Source organism: Bradyrhizobium sp. USDA 327 (assembly GCF_041262065.1).
Classification (GTDB): Bacteria; Pseudomonadota; Alphaproteobacteria; order Rhizobiales; family Xanthobacteraceae; genus Bradyrhizobium; species Bradyrhizobium liaoningense.
This window is the reverse complement of the sequence record NZ_JBGCCW010000001.1, coordinates 6,775,640-6,794,350: the sequence shown is the minus strand read 5'-3', so window position 1 is coordinate 6,794,350 and position 18,711 is coordinate 6,775,640. Positions and strand designations below refer to the sequence as shown.

Here is an 18,711-nt window from a genome sequence, read left to right as displayed (position 1 = left end):
TCGCTAAGGGTTCATGCGCGTTTGTGCGGGCGGGACTTATCCCCTTGAAAACCCACGCAAAAGCAAGCGGCGCGAGAAACGCCCCGCGCCGGCTGTGGGACTTATAGCCGCTGGATGCCGCGAGTCAAGGAAAACCGCGGGAAAAGGCCCGAGATTTGAAGGATTTGGAGCGTTTGCAAGGGCCGCGGGGAATCTCGGGCCGGGCTGCAACCAACGGGTTCCCTCGCCGTTGTCCTCGCAAATCTCTCGCGGGCAAGGGCTATCATGGCAACGGACGAGCTGGTCAAGACAACGGGCATCGCCCAGCACGGCGCGAGCCGCCTGCCGTCGGTCGATGTCGACAGCTTCAACATCGAGATCAAGGACGACAGCGGCTTTCTCGGTGACCGCGCCAGCAAGGGCGCGTTTCGCGACATTCTCGACCACTGGCGCAAGCCGCTGCGCAAGACGGGGGAGGACCCGTTCGGTAAGGTGCCGACGGAGGAGATCAACAAGAAGACGCTGGACGCCATCCTGGTCGGCGACGACACCGAGGCCTCGGCCGTGGTGCACAGCGCGATCGAGGATTTCGCCCAGGAGCTCGCCTATGTCACGCGCCGCTTCCTCAAGACCAAGGCCTGGGCCAAGACCGAGCGCATCGTCGTCGGCGGCGGCTTTCGCGATTCCCGGCTCGGCGAGCTCGTGATCGCCCGCGCCGAGATCATCCTGAAGTCGGACGACTTCAAGATCGACCTGCAGCCGATCCGCCATCATCCCGACGAAGCCGGCCTCATCGGCGCGCTGCATCTGGCGCCGTCCTGGATCTTCGAAGCCCATGACAGCATCCTCGCCGTCGACATCGGCGGCACCAACATCCGCTGCGGCCTAGTGGAAACCGGCTGGAAGAAGGCCAAGGATCTGTCGAAGGCCAAGGTGGTGCATTCCGAGCTGTGGCGCCACGCCGACGACGAGCCGACGCGCGAAGCCGCGGTGAAGCGGCTTACCAAGATGCTGAAGGGGTTGATCACGGAAGCCGAGAACGAAGGCTACAAGCTCGCGCCTTTCATCGGCATCGCATGCCCCGGGGTGATCAACCCGGACGGCTCGATCGAGAAGGGCGCGCAGAACCTGCCGGGCAATTGGGAGAGCAGCAAGTTCAACCTGCCGGCGAGCCTCATCGAGGCGATCCCCGTCATCGGCGAGCACGACACGGCGATCCTGATGCACAATGACGGCGTCGTTCAGGGTCTGTCGGAAGTGCCGTTCATGCAGGATGTCGAGCGCTGGGGCGTGCTCACCATCGGCACCGGGCTCGGCAACGCGCGCTTCACCAACCGCCGCAAGGAGAACGGCAACGGCAAAGACCGCGATTCCACGGAGAACGGGAAGAAAAAGGGCAAGAACGACAAGGAGTAACCTTGACTGGTTAGGTTAAGGGGCGGATTGCGTTGCGCCATGCGGACTACACGCTACGGTCGAAATCGCCGCTTTCACTCGGCCGGCGAAGCCGCCCTTCCTGGCCAGTATTTCAATGAGCGGCACGGGACCGCCAGTGTTTACCGCGTCTGGCGGTCCCACCCCGTTCTTGGGATGCCTCAACTCCAGCCGATGCGCTGAAAAAACGCTGCGATCTCGCTTCCCGCGCGATCCGGATCTTCCCGATGCGGGAAGTGGCCGACATCCGGAAACATCGCCAGATCGAGCTTGGTGAAGGTCTCGCCCAGCCGATCGGTCCACGCATACGGAAACAGCGGATCGTGCTCGGCCCAGCGCACGCATGTCGGCACATCGATCGGCGGCAGCGGCACCGCTTCGCCCTTCATCATCGCGACACGCCCGGCATGGGAAGCGCGATAATGCGCAAAGCCGCCGGCAAGATTGCCGTCCTTGAAGAAATTGTCGGCGAAGGCGTCGAGGACGTCGTCGAAGGCGCCTTTCCGGTGTGCCCAGCCTTTCAGGAAATGGCTGATATAGAGCCGGCAGCTCTCCCGGCTCGCGCCGACGAGTTTCGGCGCCATCTCCATCTGGTGAAACGACTGGTACCAGATGTGGTTGAGCCGATCAGGCGCCGCCATCCGCGGCCCAATCCCGGGATAGACGAAATCGAAGAAGAACAGCCCGGCGAGCCGCTCGCCCGCCTGCCGGGCCAGCGGCTGCATGACGGCGCCGCCGACGTCATGGCCGACGACTGCGAATCGGCTGACGCCGAGCCCGTCCATCAGCGCCAGCATGTCCGCCGCGTGGCCGTCCGGCCCGTAGGGGCCATCGGGCTTGTCGCTGTCGCCGGAGCCGCGCAGATCGGGCGCTACAAGCATGAAGCGATCCGCAAGACGCGCCATCACCGGCTCCCAGGTCAGCCAGAATTCCGGCCAGCCATGCAGCAAAAGCAGCGGTTTGCCCCGACCGGTGCGAACCAGGTGAAAATCGGCGCCATTGGCCGAGATGGTCAGATGCTCCATGGCGGTTCCTTTCGGGGGTAGAAGCGTTTCCGGGCGAACGGGACACCGGTTCGCGCCCGAGAAAACGCGTCAAAACGAGAATCCAGGGCTCCCGTTGCGATTCATCGGAGCGGTGCGCCCGGGACAAGGGCTGAAAGAGACTGCGGATTTTCCCCTTTCGCGCCTTGTCTGGCCAGCCATCCTCGCCTATTAACGCCCCCAACCACAGGGGCCGCAGCCCCGCAATGGCGCCTTCAGGAGAGGTGGCAGAGTGGTTGAATGCACCGCACTCGAAATGCGGCATAGGTGCAAGCCTATCGGGGGTTCGAATCCCTCCCTCTCCGCCATAACAAAACAGCCTCGAGAAAGCCCCGCAAGATTAGGCCTTTTCTGCACCCCGGAGCATCTGGGGTAGCCCAGCGGTTTGGCATGCGCGGTTCTCGCTTACGATATTTGCCTGACTTGGAAGCGCCTTGAGACACGACTTTCCCGGCGAACGTCGGTCAATCGCTTCGAGCAGACTTGCCGCGCGCCAGCGCTAGCCGGCACATGGTTGCGGAGAAGTTGCCTATTGATCGGGGCCCGATCGAGGACCGAATCCGCGAACAACCGGCGCGCAACGTCGCCCCCTCCTGCGCATTTATGCGGCTCCGCGTCGCCGGGGATAGCCCGAAGGCAATTTCGCCAGCTCCCCCGCTACGGCGAATCCATCTTCCCCGCGGGCGAGGGCCATCGCGGGATTTTCCTCGCATTTTCAATGACCGCGCGGCTGGCACACGCCTTGCGAAACGGAGAGGGACGATGAGCGTCGCGCGGTTGCGATTGCCTGGCCCCGGGAATTCGGAATGCCCAGCCCACTCACCGAATACAGTCCCGAATGGGAAACTTTCGAGGCCGAGGCGTCGGAGCTGGCGGATTCGGATCGCCGCGAGATCATCGACGAATCGACTGAGCTCGACCTCGCCAGCGAATTGCTGGCGGTCAGCAACGAGTTGGAGCTCGACCAGTTCCTCGGCGATCTCATTCGCAAGGTCGGCCGCGCGGCCGGCTCGATCGTGCACTCGCCGCTCGGCAAGGCGATCGGCTCCCGGCTGAAAAGTGTGATCAAAACGGCGTTGCCGCTCGCAGGCGGCGCGCTTGGGACTTTCGCGGGCGGACCGCTCGGCGCTTCGATAGGCAGCGGACTAGCCTCCATGGCCGGGCGAGCATTCGGCCTCGAGCTCGAGGGACTGGGCCCGGAGGACCGCGAGCTTGCAGCGGCAAAACGCTTCGTGCGCTTCGCCAGCGAGGCGGTGGGCGACGCGATCGGGGCACCGCGATCGCAGGAGCCGGCGACAACCGCTCGACTCGCGATCGCGGCCGCGGCGCGGCGCAACGCGCCGGGATTGTGGCGCTACACGATCCCGCGCGGCCGCAAACGTCGGCGGCAGTCGCAACGCGACCGTTCGGGCGGACCCATCCACATTCGATCTGCGGAGGACAGCATGCACAACATTGGCCGCATTCAGCTCGAGACCGATCCCGAGTTGGAGAACTACGAAGCCGGTCAGCTCGAATGGCCCGGCGAAACCGTATTCAACGAAGCCGAGGAGATGGAGCTCGCCGCGCAACTGATGGAAGTCAACAGCGAGGAGGAGCTCGATCAGTTTCTCGGCGACCTGATCCGCAAGGCCGGGCGTGCGCTCGGCAGCTTCGTGAGCTCCCCGTCCGGCCAGGCGATCGGCGGGATCCTGAAAGGCGCGGTCCGGCAGATCCTGCCGCACGCTGCGGGTGCGCTCGGCACGTTCGTTGGTGGGCCGCTCGGTGCGCAGATCGGCACCGGCCTCGCGGCGATGGCGGGCAACGAGATGGAAGCGGAAAGTTTCGAACAGGAGGATCGCGAATTCGCCGGCGCGCGGCAGTTCGTGCGCGTCGGCGCCGACGCCGTCAGGAACACGGTCGCGGCGGGGCCGCATGTCGAGGCGATGGAGGCGGCCCAAGCCGGTATTGCCCAGGCGGCGAATGCGCTGGCTCCGGCGTTGCTGCGGCCGCCCGCTCCCGACCTCGGACCATGTCGCTGCGGTCAGCGCGGCCGCTGGCGGCGTCGCGGCAACAAGATCGTACTTTACGGCGTCTAGGGCAGGGTATCGTGATCGGCTCCTTCGCAAAATCGATGCTGCTGCACGAGACGCGCGCCCTGCTGGCGCGGCTGGCGCTGGTCAAGCCGTTTGCGCTGCAGGAGCCGATGCTGCCCGCAGCGGCGTTGCTCCCGGCCGCGGAGGTCGCGATCGACCGCTTCCTGCTCGCCGGGCGCCGCGAGCTGAGGCTCATGGTCGGCCGCTACCTGGCCTGGCTGAATGCGGCTGGCGACGAGGTCAGCGCCGAGGAGGCGCAGCGCCGTTTCGCGGTGCTGCGTCTCAAGTTCAACGCGGTGCTGACCCAGTTCGACACCTTCGCAGATGTGATCACGCAGCGTAGCGAGAACGAGTCGGGCGTTTGGCTGTCCGGGCTCGACGTGGTGGCGGCCGAGGCCCTCGCGCTGCCCGGCTATTACGATCCGCCGCCGGTCATCTGCTATCTCGATCGCGACATCGGCGCAGCGATACGGCGCGCGCGCACGCGCATGCCCGGCGGCGGCGAGAGTCCGGTGGCCATCATCCGCGTTCCGCGCGAGCGCATGGTCGGCACCAGCATCGCGTCGTCGCTGGTGCACGAGGTCGGGCATCAGGCGGCAGCCTTGCTGGATCTGGTCAATTCGCTCCGGCCGGCGCTGTGGCGGCTGCAGCGTGGAGCCGGAGCCGCCCGCCGCGCCTGGCAATTGTGGGAACGCTGGATCTCCGAGATCGTCGCCGATTTCTGGTCGGTCGCGCGGGTCGGAATCGCGTCCACCCTCGGGCTCATCGGTGTCGTCAGCCTGCCGCGCGCCTTCGTGTTTCGCCTCAACGCCGATGACCCGCATCCGATGCCGTGGATCCGCGTCAAGCTCAGCGCGGCGATCGGAGATGCGCTCTATCCGCACCCGCAATGGCAGCGGCTGAGCGCGACATGGGAGTCGTTCTACCCACCGGACGGCGTGGCGGCGGAGATGCAGGCGCTGCTGCAGGAGTTGCAGGCGACCATGCCCGCTTTTGCGGCCGCGCTGATCAACCACCGGCCGCTGGCGTTGCGCGGCCGGTCGCTCGCCGAAGTGATGGACACCGGGGCGCGGCAGCCCGCGCGGCTCGCTGCGCTGTTCCGGTCCTGGCAGGCGCAGCCATCGGAAATGTATCGCGCGAAGCCGACGCTGGTCTTTGCCGTGATGGGACAAGCGCGCTCGGACGGCAAGCTCAGTCCCGAGGACGAGAGCCTGCTGCTCTGCAAGCTGCTCGCCTTCTGGGCGCTGCGCGCCACGTTGGACATGTCGGAAATCTGTGCGGCCGCGCCGGTTGCGCGCGCCCGCGCTGCATGAAGGCTCAAAGGAGGATCAGATGATCAAGAAGATTCAGACGGTCGAGCTCCAGGCGAGTGCCAACCTGGTTCTGCGGAGTAGTGACACGGTGACCCTCACGGTCAATCTCTCGGATCTGGAGCTGGAGAGGATCACGGCGGAGCACGGCCCCCCGGTGTTCGCAATCGACGGCGTGGATATCGAGCTCGATGCGCACAATCCGCGAATGGCACGATGGACGCCGCAAAAGATGTCAACGGCCGTCTACCACGCGACCGTCGCAGTGGCCGCCAGGAATGAGAAGCCGCACGTGATCGGTGAGACGTGGATCCACACCGTAGCCACCCGGGCCGAGGGCGGGCCGGAGTGGCATCTGGAGGTCAATGACGGCGAAAGGGGCGTTGAAGAGGGCGAGCCGATCGACCTCGAAGTGGCAGGCCCCCCCGTAGAGCGCGCCAAGCTGCACTGGCGGTTTGACGCCGGCAACAAGGGGACGATCCGCCGCGACAACACCTCAGTCACGAAGGCGTTCTGGGATACGAGCGGGATGCTCGCCGGCACGCACACCGTCAGCGCCTGGCTGGTGGACGAACGGGGATCCGCCGTGACGTCCGGGCACGATCCCGTGGTGCTGACCGGCACGGGACGCGTCAGGGCACAGCCGCTCGGCCGCGGCGACACGTTGCGCGTGTCGCTGCAGCGTCCGGCCGCACTACGCACCCGTGACCAGGCGTTCTGGTCGCTGATCCGCAGTTGCACGGGGCAGATCAGCGGCGCCCGCTATGCCGAGTTCATCGAAGGCGTGCTCTGCAAGCAGAAAACCGACCTCCTCGGCCGCGGTTCGATGCTCGCGAGCCGGCTGGTGCGCGACGCGCGCGATCTGCAGCCGTTCAGCTACGGTGTCGGAGCCTACGAGCTCTTGAAGACCGCTACGCAGGTGTTCCTGCTGCTGGAATGCGGCGGCTGTCATGCGGAGATCAAGAATCTCGATCCGGACGACGAGTCGCTGCGCTTCGGCGAGCAGGTGACGCTGGAGGATCTGCGCGCGCGGCTCTGCGCCTACATCCCGCACGGACAGCTGCCTTACATCAAGCGTGTACTCGATAGCGCTTTCCAGGGCGAAACGGAGATCGCCAGCCTGCACTGCTATGGCGTGCTCAGCTCGCGGATCCAGGTGCCGTGCCTGCTCGAGCTGATCTGGTCGTACTGGCACGAGGAAGGCATGCTGGTGCAGAGCATCGGCGCCATCGCGCGGCGCTTCCAGAACGTGCGGGCGCGGGGAGACCGCGATCCGCTCGCCCATCTCGAGATCGATCCGCTGCGTCCGCTCGGCAACCTGTTGTGGGGCTACATTCAGGACGAGCCGAACCTGCTGTCCGTGAAGCGCCGCGCCTATGAATACGACCATCAGTATGGCCTGCAGCTTTACGGCAAGGCGGTGCCGCCGCTGCGGTCGGCGGACAGCCGGTCGAAATTCCTCGAGGCATTCCACCATCTGCTGCACCGCTGCTCGATCTTCTACAAGGAGGACAACGACACGACGGTAATCGCCGACGGCTTCGCGCTGCTCAACGCGCTGCAGGAGGTGCACATCCTGCTGGCCGAAGGCGCGAACAACCAGTTCGGCGATCTGCCGTGGACGGCGCGCGCCGAGATGCTGATGCAGCAATGGCTGCTGTCGCGGCCGGAGATGCGCGACTTCCTGCAGGGCCGCCGCATGGTGCCCTACAAGGAGCCGTGGATGGCGACGGTCGACACCATGAAGGCGCTGCAGGGATGGACCGACATTCCGGTCACCTACTTCCGCGACCTCGGTGTCTATGGCGAGCAGATCCTGCTGACGATCCGCTACGGCGACTGGATCGACGTCAACAACGAGGAGGCGGCGAAGAACTGGGCCCGCTCCTGGCGACCCGAGGTCCAGGGATACCTGCACGCCTACCGTGCCGTCACCGGCATGGATCTCACCAACGCCGAGATGGTCGACCACACCATGCCGGCGATCCACCTTCAGAACCGGTTGGCGATGCAGCGGTCCCGGTGAAGGGCCGGCCGCGGCAGCATCACTGGGATCTCGTCTCCGGTCGCGCAACCAAACTGTCAGTGAGGACATCATGAACAGGGCATTCGAGAGCGAACGCAGCGACTTCGAGTTCAATTCCGAGATGGACGAATTCGGCGAGGCAGAATTCGGCGAAGCGGAGTCCGATGAAGCCGAATTCGGCGAAGCGGAGATCCGCGATCACCGGCGACGGTTGTCGCGTCTGCCGCCGCGCGCTTACCCGCAACGGCCATACACATCGCGCGTCAGCGCACCGTCGTTCCGTTACTCGCCGTCCGGCCAGGCTTCGCGCTACTACGCGGCGCGTCCCTATCGTTCGACTGTCTATGGCTCGCGTCCCTTTGGAGCCAGTCGGTGGTGGTCGGCGCGGCCAGTCTATGGATCGCAGGTTTACGGGATGCAGCAGCCGGTACGTTATGGCTACTGGCAGCAGCCCTATACGGCCGGCATAGCCCCGCGCTGGCGCCGCTGGCGTCGCTGGTATGGCGGTGGCTGGCCATACGGCCAAATGCGGTACCCGCAGCCTTACGACGAACCGCAATACCCCGAGCCGGCTTATGTCGAGCCGCCGCCACCGCCTCCGGTTGTTGCGCCGATGGTACAGATGGCGCCGCCGCCTGACGCTGAGCCGCCAAGTCCCGCGCCGGCCGAGCCTCCAGCGCCGCCACCCACCGGCCAGTCAGGCGAGTTCTTTATCGAGCCGGAGGCCTTCGAGTTCGAGTCGGAATACGGCTACGAGGGCGAACAGGACGAGTTCGAGGACGAATACGAACAGGGCTGGTATACGCCGAAGCGGCTCACGGGTCCGTGTCCTGCCTACGCGCCCGGCGAGGTCGCGAAGTCGAGGACCGAGGCGGGTCACCTTCCTGCCGATGTCTTCCCGCAGCCAAGCCAGGCGCTGGTCGCGGACTTCGGCGTCGATTGGCGCCATACCAAGCCGAGCCTCGCCCATGACGCCACGCTGCAGGCCTGGCTTGCGAGCGCAATCGCCGAGATGCGGGCCAATCCCGCGGTCGGTCTCTCGGTCGTTGGCTTCAGCGATTGCGTGGGGCGTGAGAACAACAACAGCTTCCTGCGCCGCGGCCGGGCCGAACGCGTGAAGGAACTGCTGCTGCGGCTCGCGGGTCCTGACCGCGCATTCCTCAGCTCGAGGCTCGACGCCTGGGCGGCACCGAGGGACGAATTCATCGCCGACAACGGCACGGTTGCCGGGCGCGCGCAGAACCGCGGGGTGCTGATCATGAAGTCGGAGATCATCCGCGTCACCGGGGCCGCGCCCGGTCGTGGCCGGCGATCAGGCCCGTAACGCACTGACGACAACGGGAGGGTGACATGACGAGCCCATTCAATATCTCCAAGCCGCTCCGCACCCGCAACCTGTGGCCGGCGCAGGGCCAGGCGCCGCCCGAGGAGTTCTATATCGAACCCGAGGCGTTCGAATTCGAGCCGGAGTTTGACGAGTACGAAACCGGATGGGCCGAGTCCGAAGGCGCCTTCGCTGAATATGAAGCGCCGCCGCCCCGGGCAGTATGTCCGCCGTATCAGCGGGGCGAGGTGGAGAAGTCCCGAACCGCGCAAGGGCATCTGCCATCCGACGTCACCAGGCCCAGCAGCGGCGGCTTGTTGGTCATGGATTTCGGCGTCGATCAGCCCGCTCCGAAAGCGTCCCTGAGAAGAGACGCCGCGCTGAGGAGCTGGCTCAAGGAGATCATCCAGGTCGCTCGCGCCAATCCCAGCACCACCATCTCGATCACCGGTTACAGCGATTGCGTCGGCCGGGAGAAAGACAACCGTGCCCTTCGCCTCGGCCGCGCGCGACAGATGGAGCAACTGCTCCAGCAGCTTGCCGGCTCCGACTGGAGGTATCTGAGAGGAAAGGTCGGAGTTGCCGCGGCATTGCCCGGTTCCTACATCGTCGACAACAGCACGGTGCAAGGACGCGCGCAAAACCGTGGCGTGCTCATCGAGAGCAAGCGCGAAATCTCATTTGCTCAGGAGCCTGTCACAGCGCGCTTCCCGGCCCCCACGCCCAACATCGAGGAAGACCCCGAATATATCGGGCGGGTCATCCTGAGGGCCCGCGAGCTGTTTGGGCGCACCGGCAAGTGGGACCAATTCGGCATGCCCGTCAACGAGGCGAAGCGACGGCGAATCCTGTGTCTTGTTGACCAGATTGCACGGCCCGGAAACGACATGCGGTATCTGACGGCTGACGCCGTGGACCGGTACGACCGGTACGTCGACATGACAGAACCGGAATTCAGCGACGCGATCGAGTTCCTGATCCCATCCGTTCGGGCCTGGGGCCAGGCCCCTCACCTCGCCAAACCGGGTCCGAAAAAGACAGACAAGGAGATCTGGCGCGACATGACCATCCTCGAGGAGAGGATCCGTGGCGGCATACGCATGATCAATCAGATGTTCGAGCTGCGACAAAGCGCGGTGTCGCAGCGTGTCCGGCGGTTGAGAGATTGGGTGGCAAAGCAGCAGATCAATCCTCTCAGCCTCTACCCTTGCTTCAAATGATGATGCTCATCGAAACAATCGCGCGTCGCAACAAGCCGGTCGACCCGCGGAGAAACGAGGGGAACTGTGGCAAGCAACTTCCGGATCCCACCGGACACGTTCGAATTCGAAGCCGGATTGCCGGCGGTCATCGCGCTACGGCAAAACGCTTCGACCGATCCTCTCGACTAAGTGCCCGAATTGCCGTTGTGAGCGCGCCGCGCGGCGCGTCGCATCTGCAGCGCACGGTCTGTCACGCCCAGGCGCTGCGCGGCGAGCTGCAGGCTCCCGTCCTCGCTGTCGATGGCGATGCGTATGGCGGTTTCGGCGGCGGCCTGGCTGATTTCCTTCAATCCGGCTCCAATGTCGACCGCATGGCGGATCGCCTGCTCGAAATCCGCGTTGAGCCACTGGCCATCTCCGGCGCCGATTACGGGATATTCGTCGACAGGTACATCGCCGACGGTGATCGGGCCCGGTCCGACATGGCGGCTCGCGATGCGCGCCACAAGATGTCGCAAATCCCGGACGTTGCCCGGATACACCCGCGCGAGCAGCAAACTGCGCACCGCGGGCTCGAAGTCGAGGTCCGGAATGTCCGGGCGGAACACGCGCAGAAAATGCCGGGCCAGCGGCAGAATGTCCTCGCGTCGTTCCTGCAGGCTGGGTACCCGGACCACCCAGCTGGCGATGCGATAGTACAGGTCGTTGCGGAAACAGCCGTCCGCGATCGCCTCGATCAGGTTCTTGTTGGTTGCACTGACGAGGCGAAACGCGGCGTGCCGCCAGACGTTGCCGCCGACGCGCTTGTAGGCGCCCTCCTGGATGACGCGCAGCAGCTGCGCCTGCAGCGGCATCGGGAGTTCGCCAACCTCGTCGAGCAACAGCACACCGCCGTCGGCCGCCGCGAAAGCGCCGTCGCGCATCGCCACGGCCCCGGTGAAGGCGCCGCGTTCGTGTCCGAAGAACTCACTGCCGGATAGTTCCGGCACGATCGTCGTGCAGTCGACGACGACCAGCTCGCTTTCGGCCGCGTTCGAATCCAGCTGATGGACGAGACGCGCGAGCAACTCCTTGCCGGTGCCGCTCTCGCCGGTCAGCAGGACAAAGGCGGACGTGAAGCGGGCAATCTCGATGACTTGACGCAGCGTCGCGCGCCATGCGGCGGTCCCGCCGACCAGCCGGTCCATTACCGCTGCGGATTGCATGAGCGCGTCGACGGCCTGCCAGCGCGCGAACCGCGCCTTGATGCGTTCGGCGACGCCGGCTGCCGACGACCATGTCAACAGGTCCGATGCGCCGGCGTGCAACAGCTGCCAGGCCTGCGCACCGTCTGCGGCCGCGCCAGCGGTCTCCAGCACCAGGACCCGCCCGTGATTGCGCGTGTGCTCGCGAACGAATTCGCAAATGTCCTCGTTCAACCGCGCGATGCACAGAATTCCGTCGCCCTCCGCACTGGAATCGAACGGGCGTGGGCGAATGCCCGCGCCGGCGAGCGACTCGAGCAACGTCTTTCGGTCGCAGGACTCGTTCTTGTCCCATACATGCAACCACGGCTCACGATGCATGGCCTGCTCCGGACAGGAAATACAGGACCTCGCGATCCTGCCCTCAGGTGCGAACGGCTATTACGTGATCGTCAGTGCCGTGCCGGAATTCCCGGCACTGGCTCTCGCGAGCCGGGCAGTGCGAAGGCTGCCTACTCGATAGCAACGGCATTGAAGCAAAGACGGGGTGGCTCGATGGAGCTCCGGCAATCGAAGAATATGATCCAGCACCAAACACGGGGCGACTCCAGAACGCAGAATCGACGCGGCAAGGGGGCAGAACTTCATGCTTGCTCGGCTTGGCGGGAGTTTCTCATGCTGGTTGAAATCGGGAAAGACCCGAATCTGTGCCGCTGGAAAAATTCCCTCGATGGAGCAGGATGGCGCTTGCGTCAATGTAATCGTCGCTTCAACCGACAGTTGTAAATTCTGATTCCCCGGCTGATGATTTCAAATGGATTGATTCAATTTAAGCGGGAATACCATCCTTTTCGCCAATCGATCGGCATCGAGGGGGATCGCTGTGATTGGCAGACGGCTTCGGCCTTGCGTAAGTCCTTGATCTTGCAGCCGCCGTCTACTGTGCATGGGGTTGTTTTCGTGCTTTTTGTGGCTGCTGCCGGAAAGACCCTCAGCCCGCCGCCCGCTTGAACCCACTCCTCGCGCGATCCGACCTAGCAACGTGCCGCCATCCGGCGGGACCCTGGTGATCCCCAACGATGTTCGACAAATCCTACCGGCAGCGCCTCGAAGCCGATCTTGCGCAATGGGAAGCTGATGGCGTGATCGCGCCGGCGGCGGCCGCCTCCATCCGCAATGCGCTGCCGCCGCTGCCGGCGAGCATCAACATCGCCGTGGTCGTCGCCATCGTCGGCGGCTTGTTGATCGCGGCGGCCTTCCTCGCCTTCGTGGCCGCGCACTGGACGGAGATCGCGCGGCTGTTGCGGTTCGCGATCCTGCTCGCCGGCATGGTTGTCACCGGCGGCCTCGGGGCCTGGTTCGCTGCGACCGGTCGAAACGTTCTCGCCGACCTCTGCGCCAGCATCGGGGCGATCATCTTCGGTGCGGGCATCGCGCTGGTCGGCCAGATGTATCATCTCGGCGAGGATTTTGCCGGCGGCATGCTGCTGTGGTCGATCGGCGCGTTTGCCGCCGCGTTCTTGACCGGCTCGCGCGGTGCGCTCGCGGTCAGTCTCGTCGCCGCCAGCATCTGGACGTGCATGCGGATCTACGATGCGCCCGACGTCCTGCATCTTCCGTTCGTGGCGGCCTGGCTGGTCGCAGCAGGCCTCGCCTTCGCCTGGAATTCGCGCGCTGCGGCTCATCTCGTCGCGCTCGCAGTGCTGCCGTGGTGGATTGCGACGTCGCTCCGCTTCGAATTCGATGGAGCCCAGCCGTCATTCGTGCTCGCGAACGGTGCGGCCCTGTTGTTCGGCGCCGGGCTCGCGATCGCCGCAGCACCCTCGCCGCGGGCGCTCTGCCTCGGAACAGTTCTGTCGATCTACGGAGCGTTGTCGCTGGCCGGCGTTGCCGTCCTGGAAGTGACGACCGTCGACGACATCATCCGCCTCCGGACTGCCACGGTGCCATCCCAGCCGCTTTGGGCGATCCTGTGCGGCGTTGCCGGCGTGATCCTTGCGCTTGTGTCTGCCGCGATCACCAGGCGCCCGGGTGAAGTCCTGGCAGGATGCGCGATCGGGCTCGTGCTGGTCGCGGCGCCGCTCTGGCCGGCATCCACGGCCGGCGAGCCCTGGTTCGCCTATGCCGTGCTGCTCTGCGCCATGCTGTGCCTCGTCGTGTCCGGCATGCTCGATGCAGCGCGTCCGCGCATCGTTGCCGGCTGGCTCGGGATCGCCGGCGTCATTGCGGGCATCACCTGGGCCGTGAAGGGCTCGCTGCTGCGCCGATCGGCTTTCCTTGCCGCCGCGGGCGTGGTGGCCGTCCTATTCGCAACCGCGCTCAATCGCATGCTGCCGAGGGCTGAGCGATGAACAAGACGATCGCGTCCCTCACCGGGCTCTGGCAGCGCATCCCGAAAGCGGCGCTGTTCGTCGCCGCCATCCTCGTTCAATGTGCGCTGCTTGTCCTGATGGTCGCCGACCGGATGCAGATCCTGCGCGAAGGCACCGAGGTCACGTTGCAGACTCAGCCGGTCGATCCCCGCGATCTCCTGCGCGGCGACTATGTCGTGCTCCGCTACGACATCTCGCAACTACCGGCCGGCGTGCTCGCCGGCAAGCCGGCCGACGCACGCAATCCGGTCGTGTTCGTCAAGCTTGCACCCGACGCCAACGGCCTCTACGCGGCGGTCTCGGTGCATGCCGAGCCCGTCACGGTCACGGCGCCCGAAGTGCTGATCCGTGGTCGCGTCGCCAATTACGGCGGGTCCTGTGGATCCGGCCGACGCACCTTCTGCGACAAGCTGCTGATCAAATATGGTCTCGAAAGCTACTTCGTGCCCGAGGGCGAGGGCCGGAAGCTCGAGCAGGCGCGCAATCAGCAGAAGCTGCGGGTCGTCGCCGCCGTGCTGCCCTCCGGCCGCGCCGCCATCAAGCGTCTGCTGCTCGACGGCGAGCCGGTGTATGAGGAGCCGTTGTACTAGCTGCCGGTGATTCCGGGCGCCGACTTCAAAGCCCGCCGTAGCACGTCCCACATTCTCGGCTCGCTTATCTGTGCCACGTTGAAGCGCATGAAGTGCGACGCCGACTGCGACACGCTGAACACGTTTCCCGGCGCGAGCACGACGTCCTCCTCGAGCGCGGCACGCGCAACGGCCGTGGCATCCAATCCGTCGGCGAGACGGCACCACAGGAAGAAGCCGCCGCGCGGCATCAGCCACGGCTCGATCCCCAGGGCCTGAAGCTTACGCGCGACGTCGCGACGCGTGCGCGTGAGCCTCTGCCTGAGCTCGTCCATGTGCTTGCGATAGCTGCCGCCGACCAGGACTTTCGCGATGATCTCGGTCGCGACCGGGCTCGGCCCGCCGAAGCTGGTTGCGACCTGGAGGTCGACGAGATGCTCGATCCAGTCGGCGCGGGCCGCGATGTAGCCGCAGCGCACCGAAGCCGACAGCGTCTTGGAGAAGCTGCCGATGCGGATCACGCGGGTGAGACCGTCGAGCGCGGCAAGGCGCGGCGAGCGCTCCGGCTCGAAGTCGCCAAAAATGTCGTCCTCGATGATGGTGAGGTCGTGCGCGGCAGCCGCGGTCAGAAGCCGGTGCGCGGTCGCAAGAGACAGCGTCGCGCCGGTCGGATTGTGCAGCGCTGAATTGGTGATGTAGAGCCGCGGCCGTTCGCTGCCGAGAATCTGCTCGAAGCGGGCGACGTCCGGGCCCGACGGTGTGGTGGGCACGCCGACGATCCTTGCCTGATGTGCGCGCAGCAGTGCGCGGAAATTAAAGTAGCAGGGATCGTCGACCAGCACGGTGTCGCCGGAACGGAGCAGGAAGCGGCAGACGAGGTCGGTGGCCTGCGTCCCCGAGCCCGTCAGCATGAGCTGGTCGACTGACGCCTCAACTGCATCTTCAGCCAGCCGCGTGATCAGCAGCCGGCGCAGCGCCAGTGCGCCGCGCGTGCTGCCATAGTCGGTCAGCAGGCTCTCGTCGGCCCGCGCCAGCGCACGGACGGCCCGCCGCAAGCCGGCCTCCGGCATCCAGTCTGCCGGCAACCAGCCGCAACCGGGCTTGAGCACGGCTGCATCGGCGTCGAGCGACTGCCTGGACACCCAGAACGGATCGACCTCGCGGTCGCGCCGCGGCTCGACTTCGGCCAGCGCGAGCGGCGGCGTTGCCGTCGGGGAGACATAGAAGCCCGAGCCGCGGCGCGCGCGGATCAGGCCTTCGGCTGCGAGACGGTCATAGGCCTCGACCACCGTGGAGGGTGAAACGTCCATGGTCGCGGCAAGGCTGCGGATCGAGGGCAGACGGTCGCCGGCACCGAGGGCGCGGCCCGCGACCTTGGCGCGGACCGCGCTCATGACATCGGCGGTCCGCGTGCCGTTGCGGCCCTTCACTCGTGTGTCGGCGCCCAATGTGTATGGCCTTCCATATCAATACAGTTTCGTCAGATTGTATGGGATTGTCGCTGGCTTCGCCACGGTCGAAGCGGATAGATGGCCGCGCCAGGGAATAAGGTGACATGCAATCTGCGGGCAGCGGCTGGGGCAACGGTCTCCTGGGCGTCATCATCTTCAGCGGGTCGTTGCCGGCGACGCGGGTTGCGGTCGGCGGCTTCTCGGCGCTGTTCCTGACGTCCGCGCGCGCAGTGATCGCCGCGCTGCTGGGGGCTGCGCTGCTCGGCCTGCTCCGTCAGGCGCGGCCGGCACGGAAGGATCTCGCCTCGCTCGCGATCGTCGCCGTCGGCGTCGTGGTCGGCTTCCCCCTGCTGACGGCGCTCGCGCTCCAGCACATCACCTCCGCGCATTCGATCGTCTTCATCGGCCTCCTGCCGCTATCGACGGCGATCTTCGGCGTGCTGCGCGGCGGTGAGCGGCCGCAACCGCTGTTCTGGCTGTTCGCCGTGCTCGGCAGCGCCACGGTGGCCGGCTTCGCCCTCGCTGGCGACGGCTCGGCGTCGCTCACCGGCGATCTCCTGATGGTGGCCGCGATCGTGCTGTGCGGCCTCGGCTATGCCGAAGGCGCCGCGCTGTCGCGCCGCCTCGGCGGCTGGCAGGTGATCTCCTGGGCGCTGTTGCTCGCGCTGCCGTTGATGGTGGCGCTCGCGATTCTGACATGGCCGTCGACCTGGAGCGGCGTCACTGTGCCCGCCTGGATCGGGCTCGCCTACGTCTCCGTCTTCAGCATGTTCGTCGGCTTCATTTTCTGGTACCGCGGGCTCGCCGTCGGCGGCATTGCCCGTGTCGGCCAGTTGCAGCAGCTGCAGCCGTTCTTCGGTCTCGCGCTCGCGGGCTTCCTGCTGCGCGAGCCCGTCGCCTGGAGCATGATCGCCGCGACCGCGCTCGTGGTCGTCTGCGTCTTCTTCGCGCGGCGGTTTGCGTGAGGCTGTGCCTCACGCCTCCCCCATCACCGTCCGCGTCAGCGCGCTCCTTGCAAACTTCTTCAGCGGCATCGGCTTGCCGAACAGAAAGCCCTGCACGAGGTCGAAGCCGAGCTCGTTCGCCGCGACGAGGTCGGCGCGGCTCTCGACCCCTTGAGCCACGGTGCGCGCGCCAAAGCTCTGCGCCAGCTCGACGATGTGGCGGCACACCGTGCGCTTCAGCCGGTCACCGCCGCTGCCGGTGACGAATTGCCGATCGGCCTTCAGCTTGACGAAGGGAATTCTGTCGAGCTCCATCAGCGACGGCCAGTTGGTGCCGAGATTGTCGATCGACAGGCCGATATTGTGCAGGCCCACCTCGCGCGCGACCTCGGTCAGGAGATCGAGCTCGCGGATCGCCTCGTCGCTGTCGATCTCGACCGTCAGGCCGCCGAAGGCCGGATGCGTCGGCACGCGCCGGCAGAGATCGCGCACCGCGTGCGGCTCCCTCAGATAGGAGGCGGGAAGATTGATCGACAGATCGACCGGGCTTTGTTGTTCCAGAAGATAGTGCCAGTCTTGCACGGCGCGATCGATCACGAACTCCGACAGACCGCGGAAATGCGGATCGTGCGGCTCCGGGATGAAATAGGCCGGTGGCACCACGCCCCAGGTCGGATGCCGCATCCGCACCAGCGCCTCGGCGCCGCTGCGGACGAGCGTGCGCGCGTCGATCTTGGGCTGGTACCAGAGCTCTAGCCAGCCGGCGTGCAAGGCCTCGCCGACATGCACCGCCGGGCTCGGCGCCGGCTCCTCCGGCAGCAGCATCGCAACACGCTCGCGCAGCGTCTCCGCGGCAAAGGGCGTGGTCAGCGGCGGCAGCATCGCAAGGCCGTATTCCTCACCGACCTGCCGCACGGCTTTGACGATGATCGACTCGCGGGCACCGACGGCGAGGACCCTGCCGGCAAATGCCTCGCGCACCAGGATCTCGAGGAATCGTCCCGGTTCGATGCCATCGGCTGCGACGCCGAGCAAGATCAGGTCCGGCAACTCGGTGGCGAGCACGGTTTGCAGCTCGTCTGCGCTGGCGCATTCGCAGGTGACGAAGCCGAGATCCTCAAGCACCTCGCTGAGAAAGGCGCGCAGGTGACGCTTGCTATCGGCCACGCAAGCGCGCGGCGTCACCTTTCGTCGTCCGAAGGTCACAGGCCTCCGTCCGACGAGTTCAGTCATCCCATCGTTCATCGTCCACCACTCCCGTTCCGTGACGGTTTTTTAAACGGCGAGCGTGGGTTCAAATAAGGAGAGCTTCACATCGTTCTTGAATAATTTGGGTAACGTTAAGCTCTGCAATTCGAGCTAATATTTCGACAGAATCTTCGAAAAGAATCCGCATCCCCAGGCATCGCACGCACAACGACGGTCGACGCACGTGAAATGCCTGCCGCGCGCAATGGGCGTGCAGTTTGCCGCTCGACTGCGTCGCGCAATGCGGTCGCCGACGCAGCGATGAGGCCGGCGGAGGATTGATTGCCCGCGACTTTCTCGTGTCACGCCAGCCCGCCTGCTCGCTCGAGGGGCGCGGCTGGTGGTGCTTGTGGTTGTGGTCGGTCTGCAATTGCCTTGCGGCGGTGACGTCTGCGTCATTGTCGTCGATGTGAGCGTCAGCGCGCGCACTGGCAACGCCCACCATCGTCCATCTCGTCGAGCCGGGCTCATCGGCAATTCCACTTCGGCAGCTCTTGCCGCGCATCGGAGCGACGGCTGCACCGGAGCTCGTCTTCCCGCCATGCGCGCA

At 65.8% G+C, this 18,711-nt stretch carries 14 protein-coding genes and 1 tRNA gene; 10 read left to right on the top strand and 5 right to left on the bottom strand.

The window, feature by feature from the left end:
* Positions 1–264: 264 nt before the first annotated feature.
* A complete protein-coding gene (locus tag ABIA42_RS32110; protein ID WP_271527810.1) occupies positions 265–1,395 on the top strand; it encodes an ROK family protein in 1,131 nt (376 codons plus the stop codon).
* A 179-nt stretch (positions 1,396–1,574) separates the two neighbouring features.
* On the opposite strand, the gene ABIA42_RS32105 is transcribed toward ABIA42_RS32110, so the two are convergent.
* Positions 1,575–2,438, bottom strand: a complete 864-nt coding sequence (locus ABIA42_RS32105) for an alpha/beta fold hydrolase (RefSeq protein WP_370117619.1) — start codon at positions 2,436–2,438, stop codon at positions 1,575–1,577.
* 236 nt (positions 2,439–2,674) lie between these two features.
* On the opposite strand from ABIA42_RS32105, the gene ABIA42_RS32100 reads away from it, so the two are divergent.
* The 6 genes from ABIA42_RS32100 to ABIA42_RS32075 all read left to right on the top strand — a co-directional run bounded on the left by ABIA42_RS32100 (position 2,675) and on the right by ABIA42_RS32075 (position 10,411).
* Positions 2,675–2,764: transfer RNA gene (locus ABIA42_RS32100), tRNA-Ser, on the top strand.
* A 498-nt stretch (positions 2,765–3,262) separates the two neighbouring features.
* Positions 3,263–4,534 carry a hypothetical protein gene (locus tag ABIA42_RS32095; protein ID WP_370117622.1) on the top strand — a complete coding sequence of 424 codons (1,272 nt, stop codon included), beginning with the start codon at positions 3,263–3,265 and terminating at the stop codon, positions 4,532–4,534.
* 35 nt (positions 4,535–4,569) lie between these two features.
* Positions 4,570–5,844 carry a hypothetical protein gene (locus ABIA42_RS32090; RefSeq protein WP_370117624.1) on the top strand — a complete coding sequence of 425 codons (1,275 nt, stop codon included), beginning with the start codon at positions 4,570–4,572 and terminating at the stop codon, positions 5,842–5,844.
* A gap of 19 nt (positions 5,845–5,863) precedes the next feature.
* Positions 5,864–7,867, top strand: coding sequence for a hypothetical protein (locus ABIA42_RS32085; RefSeq protein ID WP_271527802.1), 2,004 nt, complete (start codon positions 5,864–5,866; stop codon positions 7,865–7,867).
* A gap of 70 nt (positions 7,868–7,937) precedes the next feature.
* A complete protein-coding gene (locus ABIA42_RS32080; protein WP_370117626.1) occupies positions 7,938–9,191 on the top strand; it encodes a hypothetical protein in 1,254 nt (417 codons plus the stop codon).
* 26 nt (positions 9,192–9,217) lie between these two features.
* Complete coding sequence (locus ABIA42_RS32075; RefSeq protein WP_370117629.1) at positions 9,218–10,411, top strand: hypothetical protein; 1,194 nt, start codon at positions 9,218–9,220, stop codon at positions 10,409–10,411.
* A gap of 167 nt (positions 10,412–10,578) precedes the next feature.
* Here ABIA42_RS32075 and ABIA42_RS32070 read toward each other — a convergent pair whose 3' ends face one another.
* Positions 10,579–11,958: a sigma 54-interacting transcriptional regulator gene (locus tag ABIA42_RS32070; RefSeq protein WP_370117632.1), complete on the bottom strand. Its 1,380-nt coding sequence runs from the start codon at positions 11,956–11,958 to the stop codon at positions 10,579–10,581.
* 698 nt (positions 11,959–12,656) lie between these two features.
* Here ABIA42_RS32070 and ABIA42_RS32065 point away from each other — a divergent pair.
* A complete protein-coding gene (locus ABIA42_RS32065; protein WP_370117635.1) occupies positions 12,657–13,928 on the top strand; it encodes a DUF2157 domain-containing protein in 1,272 nt (423 codons plus the stop codon).
* Positions 13,925–14,539 carry a GDYXXLXY domain-containing protein gene (locus tag ABIA42_RS32060; RefSeq protein ID WP_370117638.1) on the top strand — a complete coding sequence of 205 codons (615 nt, stop codon included), beginning with the start codon at positions 13,925–13,927 and terminating at the stop codon, positions 14,537–14,539. Before ABIA42_RS32065 ends, ABIA42_RS32060 begins: the two co-directional genes overlap by 4 nt.
* On the opposite strand, the gene ABIA42_RS32055 is transcribed toward ABIA42_RS32060, so the two are convergent.
* Positions 14,536–15,912: a PLP-dependent aminotransferase family protein gene (locus tag ABIA42_RS32055; protein WP_370123822.1), complete on the bottom strand. Its 1,377-nt coding sequence runs from the start codon at positions 15,910–15,912 to the stop codon at positions 14,536–14,538. The two genes, ABIA42_RS32060 and ABIA42_RS32055, sit on opposite strands and share 4 nt — an antisense overlap.
* A gap of 161 nt (positions 15,913–16,073) precedes the next feature.
* Between ABIA42_RS32055 and ABIA42_RS32050 the strand changes: the two genes are divergently transcribed.
* On the top strand, positions 16,074–16,934 hold the full coding sequence (locus tag ABIA42_RS32050; protein WP_370143709.1) for a DMT family transporter: 861 nt from the start codon (positions 16,074–16,076) through the stop codon (positions 16,932–16,934).
* Positions 16,935–16,943: 9 nt separating this feature from the next.
* Here ABIA42_RS32050 and ABIA42_RS32045 read toward each other — a convergent pair whose 3' ends face one another.
* Entirely contained in the window at positions 16,944–18,158 is a 1,215-nt protein-coding gene (locus ABIA42_RS32045; RefSeq protein WP_271527794.1) for an EAL domain-containing protein, read from the bottom strand.
* Positions 18,159–18,207: 49 nt separating this feature from the next.
* Positions 18,208–18,606: a hypothetical protein gene (locus tag ABIA42_RS32040; RefSeq protein ID WP_370117642.1), complete on the bottom strand. Its 399-nt coding sequence runs from the start codon at positions 18,604–18,606 to the stop codon at positions 18,208–18,210.
* Positions 18,607–18,711 lie beyond the last annotated feature (105 nt).

What these genes read in the sequence shown, in the direction of transcription:
- ABIA42_RS32040 (WP_370117642.1), bottom strand. Translation starts at nt 18,606, where the DNA reads ATGGTGGGCGTTGCCAGTGCGCGCGCTGACGCTCACATCGACGACAAT.
- ABIA42_RS32070 (WP_370117632.1), bottom strand. Translation starts at nt 11,958, where the DNA reads ATGCATCGTGAGCCGTGGTTGCATGTATGGGACAAGAACGAGTCCTGC.
- ABIA42_RS32105 (WP_370117619.1), bottom strand. Translation starts at nt 2,438, where the DNA reads ATGGAGCATCTGACCATCTCGGCCAATGGCGCCGATTTTCACCTGGTT.
- ABIA42_RS32055 (WP_370123822.1), bottom strand. Translation starts at nt 15,912, where the DNA reads ATGAGCGCGGTCCGCGCCAAGGTCGCGGGCCGCGCCCTCGGTGCCGGC.
- ABIA42_RS32090 (WP_370117624.1), top strand. Translation starts at nt 4,570, where the DNA reads ATGCTGCTGCACGAGACGCGCGCCCTGCTGGCGCGGCTGGCGCTGGTC.
- ABIA42_RS32080 (WP_370117626.1), top strand. Translation starts at nt 7,938, where the DNA reads ATGAACAGGGCATTCGAGAGCGAACGCAGCGACTTCGAGTTCAATTCC.
- ABIA42_RS32085 (WP_271527802.1), top strand. Translation starts at nt 5,864, where the DNA reads ATGATCAAGAAGATTCAGACGGTCGAGCTCCAGGCGAGTGCCAACCTG.
- ABIA42_RS32110 (WP_271527810.1), top strand. Translation starts at nt 265, where the DNA reads ATGGCAACGGACGAGCTGGTCAAGACAACGGGCATCGCCCAGCACGGC.
- ABIA42_RS32095 (WP_370117622.1), top strand. Translation starts at nt 3,263, where the DNA reads ATGCCCAGCCCACTCACCGAATACAGTCCCGAATGGGAAACTTTCGAG.
- ABIA42_RS32075 (WP_370117629.1), top strand. Translation starts at nt 9,218, where the DNA reads ATGACGAGCCCATTCAATATCTCCAAGCCGCTCCGCACCCGCAACCTG.
- ABIA42_RS32060 (WP_370117638.1), top strand. Translation starts at nt 13,925, where the DNA reads ATGAACAAGACGATCGCGTCCCTCACCGGGCTCTGGCAGCGCATCCCG.
- ABIA42_RS32045 (WP_271527794.1), bottom strand. Translation starts at nt 18,158, where the DNA reads ATGAACGATGGGATGACTGAACTCGTCGGACGGAGGCCTGTGACCTTC.
- ABIA42_RS32065 (WP_370117635.1), top strand. Translation starts at nt 12,657, where the DNA reads ATGTTCGACAAATCCTACCGGCAGCGCCTCGAAGCCGATCTTGCGCAA.
- ABIA42_RS32050 (WP_370143709.1), top strand. Translation starts at nt 16,074, where the DNA reads ATGCAATCTGCGGGCAGCGGCTGGGGCAACGGTCTCCTGGGCGTCATC.